The sequence below is a fragment of the Streptomyces swartbergensis genome (assembly GCF_002148965.1).
Taxonomy (GTDB): Bacteria; Actinomycetota; Actinomycetes; order Streptomycetales; family Streptomycetaceae; genus Streptomyces; species Streptomyces swartbergensis.
Genome location: NZ_NGFN01000362.1, coordinates 1 through 8,622 on the forward strand (window position 1 = coordinate 1; position 8,622 = coordinate 8,622).

Sequence of the window (8,622 nt, forward strand, 5' to 3'; positions counted from 1 at the left end):
ACGCAGCGGGGCGGCGGGGCAGCACCTCGGCGGGCCGGCGGGGCCACACATCGGCGGGCCGGCGGCCCGAGGCCGCCGCGCGTCTTGGGGACCGACGCCGTCGCGGAGGGGGCCGACGCCGTCGCGCAGCGGGGCCGACGCCGTCGCGGATCCGGGGCTGTCGTTGCGATTCCGGGGGCCAACGCCGCGGTTCGGAGGACCGTTGCAGTTCGAAGGCCGGCGCCAGCTGGGTCCGCAGATGCGGCCGCCGTAGACCGGCGAGCCACGCCGCCGCAGACGGGCGGGCCAACGCCGTCGCGGACCGGATGCCCGTCGTCGCGGACGGAGGCCAACGCGGTCACAGACCAGCGGGCCAACGCCGTCGCGGCGGAAGCGCAACGCCGTCGCGGTTCGGGAGGCCGCCGCCACCCGAGCCGGCAGACACGGCTACCGCAGACCGCCGAGCCACCGCCGCCACAGGCCTGCAGACCGATGCCGTCGCGGACCGGCAGCCAGAGACCGCCGAAGGTCGACGGGCCGATGAGGGCGGACCCCGTCAGGGGCAGGCCCCGCGTCAGGCGATCAGTGTGCGGCCCGGGTGGAGGCGGTCGAGGAGTTGGGAGTGGTGCAGTTCGGCCACGGGGGCGAGCAGGTCGGGGTGGCGCAGCAGGGCCGCGGCGCGCTGGTCGCCGTCGTCGGGCGCGACGAGCCGGCGGAACTCGGCCGGCGCGCCGGTGCTGTGGCTGCCCTCGGCGAGCGCGGCCACCGCCCGGGCGGCCAGCTCCGGGTCGGTGAGCAGACTGGCCGCCCAGCTCGCCACGACCTCGTCCACCCAGGTGCGCCAGGCGTGCGCGTCCACGTCGTCGCCCAGGGACGCGTCGACGCCGGTGACCCAGTCCAGCCGCGCGGAGCCGCCCGGGCCCGCCACGTCGACCAGGGCGGCGTCCATCGCCGTCGGGTACCTGAGCCATGCCGCGACCGTCACGGCCTGCCGGGCCTGCACCTCGCACAGCGCGGAGGCGAGCGCTCCGCCGGAGGCGGGGAAGGCACGGGTCAGCCACTGGGCGGTCGCCGCTATGACAGGAGAGAGATCTGCTTGCACTGCCGGGCCGTCCGAGAGGGGTGGGGAAGCGGATGGTCTGCCCGTAGACGGTAGCCGCCGCCCCGCGTCCCCGGACGTGATCGGGACCTCGTCCATGCTGTGGCCTCGGCCACATCGAAACCGAGGCTCGTACGCGGGGACGCTGATCCCGTTTCGCCGGGAAGGCCCCGGGCACCCGCCCCGCGTAACCTTCCGCAAGCCGGAAAGGTCCGGCGAATCCCCTGTTCCGGCCGCTCTGGGGCAGGGCCGGAGCAGGACAGGAGCAGTGTCATGACGGAACAGCGAACGGATCCGCCGGGCGCCCACCGTACTCCGGCCACCGACATGTCCCTGCTGGGCATCTACCTCAACGACCATCTCGCCGGCGCCACCGCCGGGACCGCGCGGATCCGCTATCTGCTGCGCTCGTGCCGGGGTACGGCGCTCGCTGACGCCCTGGCCCCGGTCGCCGCCGAGATCGCCGAGGACCGGGCGAGCCTGCTCCACATCATGCGGCGGCTCGACGTCCCGGTGCGGCGCTACAAGGTCTACGCGGGCCGGGCGGCCGAGCAGATGAGCCGGCTGAAGAGCAACGGCAGCCTGGTACGGCGGTCCCCGCTGAGCACGCTGTGGGAGCTGGAGGCGATGGGTCTGGGAGTGGAGGGCAAGATGGCCGGCTGGCAGACGCTCCACGACCTGGCCGCCACGGACGCCCGCCTCGACACGCGGCAGCTCGACGACCTCATCGAACGGGCCCGGCGGCAGCGCGCCACGCTGGAGGAACTGCGCCGCAAGCAGGTCGAGGTCGCCTTCCGCGAGACCTGACGGACAGGCCCCGCCACAACCGGGCCACCAACCGTGCCTTACCAGAACCTGCTGCTGAGAGCCGGCTGATGCGACAGCTCCACGGCGTCCCGCAGCCGCAGCGCGACGCTGATGGTGGCGCGCAGAGCGGAGGGACGTACGGTCTGGGCGGTCTCCGTGGCCAGGACCAGCAGGCAGGATGCCGCCTGCTCGACGACCGGCACGGGAAAGATGAAGTCGTTGTCGGCGGCGGCGCGGAACGCCTTCAGGGGGATCGCGGCGCCGTCGATGGCCCGGCGCGCGGCCTGCTCCAGGTGCTGTGCGGCCTGTTCGCACACAGGGGCGGGCAGGGCGATGGTGCGCTGGAACGGTGAACTCGTCATGCCCCGACTGGTCCCCCGGCGGCGGCCGGTTCTGTCGGCTGGCGGCGGGATTTCACCGTCCCGCGTGACCGGGGCGTGGCGAATGTCCCGGAATCGACACGGCCGCACAGCGGCGCGCAACGGCGGCCCGGTACGAGAGGTCTACTCCAGCGAGCGGCTCCCCGGGCGACCGGTCCGCCGCGGCGCGGGGAGCACGGAGAGAAGACCACAACGGGGGTCCAGAATGTTCCGCACCACTGCACGCCCGGCCCGCCGGCGCGCGTTCGCCGTCGGCTGCCTCGCCGCCCTCGGCATCGCCGCCGCGGCTGTCCCGGCCGCCGCCGCGTCAGCCGCCGACACCGGCGCCGACCGGTACACCGCCCAGGAGATCCACACCTTCCTCGAGGACTTCTACGGCGAGCACGGCCCCGGCGACTTCGCCCGCAAGTACGGGATCTCGCCGCACCTCAAGGAGAAGGCCGCCGCCAACCCCGAGTTCGACGTCCTGCTGTGCGCGCAGAACATCCCGGCGTCCATCGACATCGGTCCGGTCACCACGGCCCAGTCCGCCGGGGTCGGCTGGGCGACCGTGAGCACGTACGGGAACGGCGGATCCGACCAGGCGGACTTCACGGCGTACGTCGACCTGGACGCGACGCGGCCGATCCAGCTGATGGACGTCGATTGCGGCTCCGAAGGCTGAGTGCCGTCCGCGGGTCCGTGTGGAGTGGTCGCGCAATTTCACCGGGCCCCTCGGGCGCGGTCGTACTCTGAGTGTCGATCAAGCTCGGACCCGAGGAGGAGCGCGTATGACTGCCCCTACCGATGTCGTGGCCCGGCTCACCGGGCGGTCGGTCCCCGGGGAACGGCCGCTGTCCGGGGACCTGGCCGAGGTCACGCTCGACGACGGTCGGGTGGTGATCGTCAAGCGTGCCGACGATCCGAGTGCGACGCGGGCCGAGGCGGCCGGGCTGCGCTGGCTGGCCGACGCCGGCACGGTGCGGATACCGGACGTGCACGGCCACGACGAGAACTGGCTGGTCGTCGACCGGGTCACGCAGGGGCGGCCGAGCCGGGAGGCGGCCGTCCGCTTCGGCCGTGACCTGGCCGCCCTGCACGCCGCCGGCGCACCCGCGTTCGGCGCGCCGCCCCCGGACGGGCCGGCGGACGCGTACATCGGGCTCGCCCCGATGCGCAACGAGCCCGGCACCGACTGGCCGGGCTGGTACGCCGAGCATCGCGTGCTGCCGTATCTGCGGCGCGCGGTCGACCAGGGAACCGTCCGGTCCGGGGAGGCGGCCGTCGTGGAGCGGCTGTGCGAGCGGCTGCCCGTGCTGGCGGGGCCCGCCGAGCCGCCCGCGCGGCTGCACGGCGACCTGTGGAACGGCAACGTGCTGTGGGCGGCCGACGGGCATGTCCGGCTCATCGACCCGGCCGCGCACGGCGGGCACCGCGAGACCGATCTGGCGATGCTGCGCCTGTTCGGCTGTCCGCACCTGGAGCAGGTGCTGGACGGCTACCAGGAGGAGGCGCCGCTCGCCGACGGCTGGGCGGACCGCGTCGGCGTGCACCAGCTGTTCCCGCTGCTGGTGCACGCCGTGCTGTTCGGCCGGAGCTACGCGGAACAGGCCCTCGCGGTGGCCCGCTCCGCCCTGGCGGGGTGACCGGTCAGCGGGTCACGACGTGCCGTTCGTCCGGCACGCAGTGGGTCATGGTGAGGCCCTCGACGTCGCGCGGCGGGTTCTTTCCCAGGTTGGCCAGGCGCTCGCGGTCCTCGTCCGTGAGGTCCTGGCTCGCCAGCGGCTCCAGACCGGCCACGTCCTCGGGGCCGATGCCCAGCCCCTCGCCGACCCGCAGACCGAGGTCGTTCTCGACCAGCAGGAAGTGCCAGACCATGCGCTCCTGGACGGGCCGGTCGCACTCGGACAGCAGGTCGGTGAAGTTCTTCACCAGGTCGTCGCGCTCCCAGTCCTCCAGGAGCAGGTAGCGCTGGCCTGCCTGCATGTAGTCGTTGGTGCGGGGGATGCGCTTGCGGGTGAGCCGCCCCTCGATCACGGGCCCTTGCTCGTCGTGGGTCGGGTAGCGGGCCTCGCGCAGGCCGCCGGTGATCGACGGCTCGTAGTTGACCTGCGGGTTCTCGCCGCCGCCGTCCACGTGGTACGTCATCTGGCCGTCGCGCTGGTTGGTGCGCACGTCCGCGTTCTTGGCCTGGTTGACGGGCAGTTGCAGGTAGTTCGGGCCGACTCGGTAGCGCTGGGTGTCGCTGTAGGAGAAGGTCCGGCCGACGAGCATCTTGTCGTCGGAGAAGTCCAGGCCGTCGACGAGGACGCCGGTGCCGAAGGAGATCTGCTCGTTCTCGGCGAAGAAGTCCTGCGGCATCCGGTCGAGCACCATCCGGCCGACCGGCTTCGGCGGGAAGTCCTGCTCGGGCCAGGTCTTGGTGTCGTCCAGCGGGTCGAAGTCGAGCTCGGGGTGGTCGTGGTCGTCCATCATCTGGACGAGCAGCTCCCACTCGGGGTGGTCGCCGCGCCCGACGGCCTCGTAGAGGTCCTTGGTGGCATGGCCGAGGGAGTCGGCCTGGACGTTGGCCGCGTCCTCCTCGGTCATGCTGCGCACGCCCTGCTTGGGCATCCAGTGGTACTTGACCAGCTTGGTGTCGCCGTCGGCGTTGACCCACTTGTACGTGTTGACGCCGAAGCCCTGCATGTGGCGGTAGTCCGCGGGGATGCCGCGCGGGCTGAACAGGTTGACCAGCATGTGCATGGCCTCGGGCGTCTGCGACATGAAGTCGAAGATGCGGCGGGGCTGCTGCTCGAAGGTCACCGGGTCCGGTTTGAGGGCGTGGATGACGTCCGGGAACTTGATGGCGTCGCGGATGAAGAAGACGCCGAGGTTGTTGCCGACCAGGTCCCAGTTGCCGTCCTCGGTGTAGAACTTCACCGCGAAACCACGCGGGTCGCGGGCGGCCTCGGAGGAGTCGCGCCCGCCGATGACGGTGGAGAAGCGGACGGCCACGTCCGTGCGTTTGCCGCGTTCCTGGAACAGTTTGGCCCGGGTGTAGCGGCTGATCGGCTCGTCGCCCCAGGCGCCGTAGGCCTCGAAGTGCCCGTAGGCGGTGACACCGCGGGCGTGCACGACGCGCTCGGGGATGCGTTCCCGGTCGAAGTGGCTGATCTTCTCCAGGAACTGGTAGTTCTCCAGCGTGGCGGGCCCGCGGGCGCCGATGGTGCGCTGGTTCTGGTTGTCGTAGACCGGATGGCCCTGGCGGTTGGTGAGGACCTTGCGGTCGTCGCCCGGAGCGGGACCGGTACCGGATACGTCCGTCATATGCGTGGGCTCCTTCGGCTCATGGCCGGCGGCCGACCGGGTCGGCGCCGCGAGCGGCCGCCCGGCCGGTCCTGGCGGAACGCCCGGGTACCCGGCAGGGCGGGGTCAGTCACGTGCCTGGCGCGGGTCGGGATCCCGGCGGCGGTGCTGTCCGGGAGGCCGCCGGGGACAGCACCGCCGGTGCGGCCCTCACCCCTTGGGCCGGCGGCCCCTCTCCTGCTGCGGGAAGCGCCTGGTGGAGGGGCAGTCGGTGAACCAGTGGCCCATGCACGGCGAGCCCCAACCGGGCTGTCACCTCCTCCGGTTCCGGCCCGCTCCCCCGGAGCTGGGCCGCGTCCTGAAACAGACCTCGCGGTATTGCCACCAGCGCGCTGTCCGCCGACACCGGGCGGAAGGACACCTCCACCTCCACCACGTCCTCCCGGGCAGGATCCAGCGGCGGCCTCGTCCAGGATGGGATGGTGAGCTGTCGGCATCGTGGCATCCGCCACTGACAGTCAGAGCGCGATCACGGGGAGAGCAGAGGCATGCGGCACGTCTACTGGATCGGGGGCGGGAGCGGCGCCGGCAAGTCCACGATCGCCCGCGGACTCGCCGATCGGCAGGGCTGGCGTCTGTACTCGACCGACGATGTGATGGGGGATCACGCCCGCCGGACCACGCCCGACGAGGCCCCGCTGCTGCACGAGTTCATGGCCATGGACATGGACGAGCGCTGGGTGAACCGGTCTCCGGAGACCATGCTCGAGACGTTCCACTGGTTTCGCGGTGAGGGCTTCGGGCTGATCGTCGAGGACCTGCTGCGCATGCCGCGGGAGACGTGTGTCGTCGTCGAGGGCTTCCGCCTGCTGCCGCACCTCGTACAGCCCCTGCTCACCGAGCCCGGGCACGCGGTCTGGCTCCTGCCCACACCGGAGTTCCGGCAGGCCGCGCTCACGGGCCCGGCTATGTCGGGAGGGGGTTTCACGGCCCGGACCAGTGACCCGGAGCGGGCGAACCGCAACATCGCCGCACGGGACCACATGTTCACAGAACACCTCCGCGAGGAGACCGCACGCCTCGGGCTGCCCACCGTCACCGTCGACCTCACGATGTCCGAGGACGAACTCGCCGAGCGGGTCAGCCGGGTCTTCCGGCTCTGATCCCGTGGCGGAGCCGGACACGGAAAGGGCCCGGACCTCGCCGACCGGCGATGTCCGGGCCGTGTGGCCCCGGTGGGGCCTCAGCCGCCGTTGAGGCGTGCGCGCAGGAGCTTCTTGCCCAGTTCGGCACCCTTGCGGCTGTCCGCCTGGGCCTTGCGGAACAGGTCCGCGACCTCGGTGTCCTTGGCGCGCTCCGCGTCCTGGATGTAGCTCTCCAGACGCAGGGCGTTGTTCAGGCACGCCTCGACGTACCAGATCAGGTTGTAGTCCTTGTCCTGCGTACCGGTCACGCCGCCGGTCTCCGTCTCGCTGGTCATTCGGACCTCCTTCTTGCGGAGCGGACCTCTTCAGGCGCCGGACGGGTACCCGTCCGGCGGGCGGACACACAGCCCGTTCGCATCACTTTCAGTGACGGCCCGATCACGCCCTCCCGGAGGGTTGCCGGCCGGGCGGTCAGATCCGTACGCACCACCAACTCCCCTCCCCCGTACGGCAATCCCGACAGTTGCCACAGAAGCGAACAGACGCTTGTCACTTTCCGAAAGAAGTGCCGATCCACCGTGCGAGATCGGTCGATGACGGTGTGTACTGTGCTGCGGGTGGCTCGTCAGAGCACCTCGGACCCCGCCCTGCCCGACTCCCCCTGGACTCCACTCGATGATCGAATTACCGGACCTGGTCGTCGGCGGTCTCGCCGTCGGCACACTGTCCGCGTTCGCCCTCGGCGGCGGGTGGCTGCGCTCACGACGGCAACTGGCCGCACAGCGCGCCAAGACGGCCGCACTGCGGGCCCAACTCGACGGCACCACGCGGACGTTCGCGGCCGAGGTCGAGCACTTGGCGGCGCGGCGTGTGCCCGCCGCGGCCCGGCAGGTGGCCCATCCGCACGTCGCCGTGCCCGGCCCGCTCAACCCGCAGCTCGCCGGTTCGCCCCTGGGCCTGGCGCTGGAGCAGGTGCTGAAGGGGCTGCACGCCGAACTCGCCGCGCAGCGCACCCGGATCGACGCCGCCGCGCAGGCCGGGATGCGCGGCGCCACGCGGGAGATCCAGGCGGCGCTGTACCGGTTGCAGGACGCCCTGCGCGGTCTGCAACAGCGCTATGACGACCCCGAGTTGGCGCAGACCCTGTTCGAGCTGGACCACGAGAACGAGCAGTCGCTGCGGCGCGCGCAGATCGCGGCGGTGGTCTGCGGGGCCTGGGTGGGACTCGCCCGCGAGGAGTCCCATCTCGTGGACGCGGTGACGGGCGGTCAGGCCCGGCTCGCGGGCTACCAGCGCGTCCGGGTCCACAACCACCTGGCGGCGGGCACCGCCCTGGTGTCCCACGCGGTCGAGCCGGTCGCCATCATCGTCGCCGAGCTCCTCGACAACGCACTGCGCCACTCCGCGCCCGACACCGATGTCGTGGTCAATCTGGAGGACGTCCACCACGGTGTCTGTGTCACCGTGGACGACGCCGGGCTGGGCATGACGCAGGACGAACGGGCCCGTGCCCAGCGGTTGGTGGCCGGCTCCGAACCGATCCTGCTCACCGAGCTCGGCGATCCGCCGCGCATGGGACTCGCCGCCATCGGCCAGCTGACCCGGCAGTTCGATCTGAGCGTGGACCTGTCCTCCCCCTCCCCGTACGGCGGTGTGCGGGCGGTACTCCGAGTCGACAGTCACCTGCTGACCCGCATCGATCCGGCCGAACTGCCCCCGGCGGCCAGCGCCCCGCGTCCGACGCGCAGGGCGGAGCGGGCCGTTCCACCCCTCGCTGACGGCGCTGCCCGTGCATCCGAGCCGGCCCCGGCCACCGCGTCCGACGGCTCGGAACCGGCCCGCGCGCCCCAAAAGCCCGAGCAGCCGTCCACCACCACCGCCGCCCGTCCCACCCCGTCCGACGATCACGGCTACGGCACGGACCAGGACGACCAAGCCTCCACCC

9 protein-coding genes are annotated in these 8,622 nt (G+C 72.2%); 5 read left to right on the forward strand and 4 right to left on the reverse strand.

Annotated features, from left to right (window positions below):
- Positions 1–553: 553 nt before the first annotated feature.
- Positions 554–1,081 (reverse strand): hypothetical protein, encoded by a 528-nt coding sequence (locus CA983_RS36415; RefSeq protein ID WP_086605020.1) that lies wholly within the window; start codon positions 1,079–1,081, stop codon positions 554–556.
- 270 nt (positions 1,082–1,351) lie between these two features.
- Here CA983_RS36415 and CA983_RS36420 point away from each other — a divergent pair, with 270 nt between their 5' ends.
- Positions 1,352–1,885 carry a hypothetical protein gene (locus CA983_RS36420; RefSeq protein WP_086605021.1) on the forward strand — a complete coding sequence of 178 codons (534 nt, stop codon included), beginning with the start codon at positions 1,352–1,354 and terminating at the stop codon, positions 1,883–1,885.
- 38 nt (positions 1,886–1,923) lie between these two features.
- Here CA983_RS36420 and CA983_RS36425 read toward each other — a convergent pair whose 3' ends face one another.
- Complete coding sequence (locus CA983_RS36425; protein WP_086605022.1) at positions 1,924–2,247, reverse strand: hypothetical protein; 324 nt, start codon at positions 2,245–2,247, stop codon at positions 1,924–1,926.
- 223 nt (positions 2,248–2,470) lie between these two features.
- On the opposite strand from CA983_RS36425, the gene CA983_RS36430 reads away from it, so the two are divergent.
- Positions 2,471–2,929 carry a hypothetical protein gene (locus tag CA983_RS36430; protein WP_086605023.1) on the forward strand — a complete coding sequence of 153 codons (459 nt, stop codon included), beginning with the start codon at positions 2,471–2,473 and terminating at the stop codon, positions 2,927–2,929.
- A 106-nt stretch (positions 2,930–3,035) separates the two neighbouring features.
- Positions 3,036–3,890 (forward strand): fructosamine kinase family protein, encoded by an 855-nt coding sequence (locus tag CA983_RS36435; protein ID WP_086605024.1) that lies wholly within the window; start codon positions 3,036–3,038, stop codon positions 3,888–3,890.
- A 4-nt stretch (positions 3,891–3,894) separates the two neighbouring features.
- Here the strand turns inward: CA983_RS36435 and CA983_RS36440 are convergent, their stop codons facing one another.
- Positions 3,895–5,553 carry a catalase gene (locus CA983_RS36440; RefSeq protein ID WP_086605025.1) on the reverse strand — a complete coding sequence of 553 codons (1,659 nt, stop codon included), beginning with the start codon at positions 5,551–5,553 and terminating at the stop codon, positions 3,895–3,897.
- A 527-nt stretch (positions 5,554–6,080) separates the two neighbouring features.
- On the opposite strand from CA983_RS36440, the gene CA983_RS36445 reads away from it, so the two are divergent.
- Positions 6,081–6,695, forward strand: coding sequence for a hypothetical protein (locus tag CA983_RS36445; protein ID WP_086605026.1), 615 nt, complete (start codon positions 6,081–6,083; stop codon positions 6,693–6,695).
- An 80-nt stretch (positions 6,696–6,775) separates the two neighbouring features.
- On the opposite strand, the gene CA983_RS36450 is transcribed toward CA983_RS36445, so the two are convergent.
- The gene (locus tag CA983_RS36450; RefSeq protein ID WP_086605027.1) at positions 6,776–7,012 is read right to left on the reverse strand and encodes a hypothetical protein; all 237 of its coding nucleotides are present in this window, start codon (positions 7,010–7,012) and stop codon (positions 6,776–6,778) included.
- A gap of 340 nt (positions 7,013–7,352) precedes the next feature.
- On the opposite strand from CA983_RS36450, the gene CA983_RS36455 reads away from it, so the two are divergent.
- Positions 7,353–8,622: ATP-binding protein (locus CA983_RS36455; RefSeq protein WP_244207242.1), on the forward strand; the 1,270-nt coding region annotated here is incomplete at its 3' end.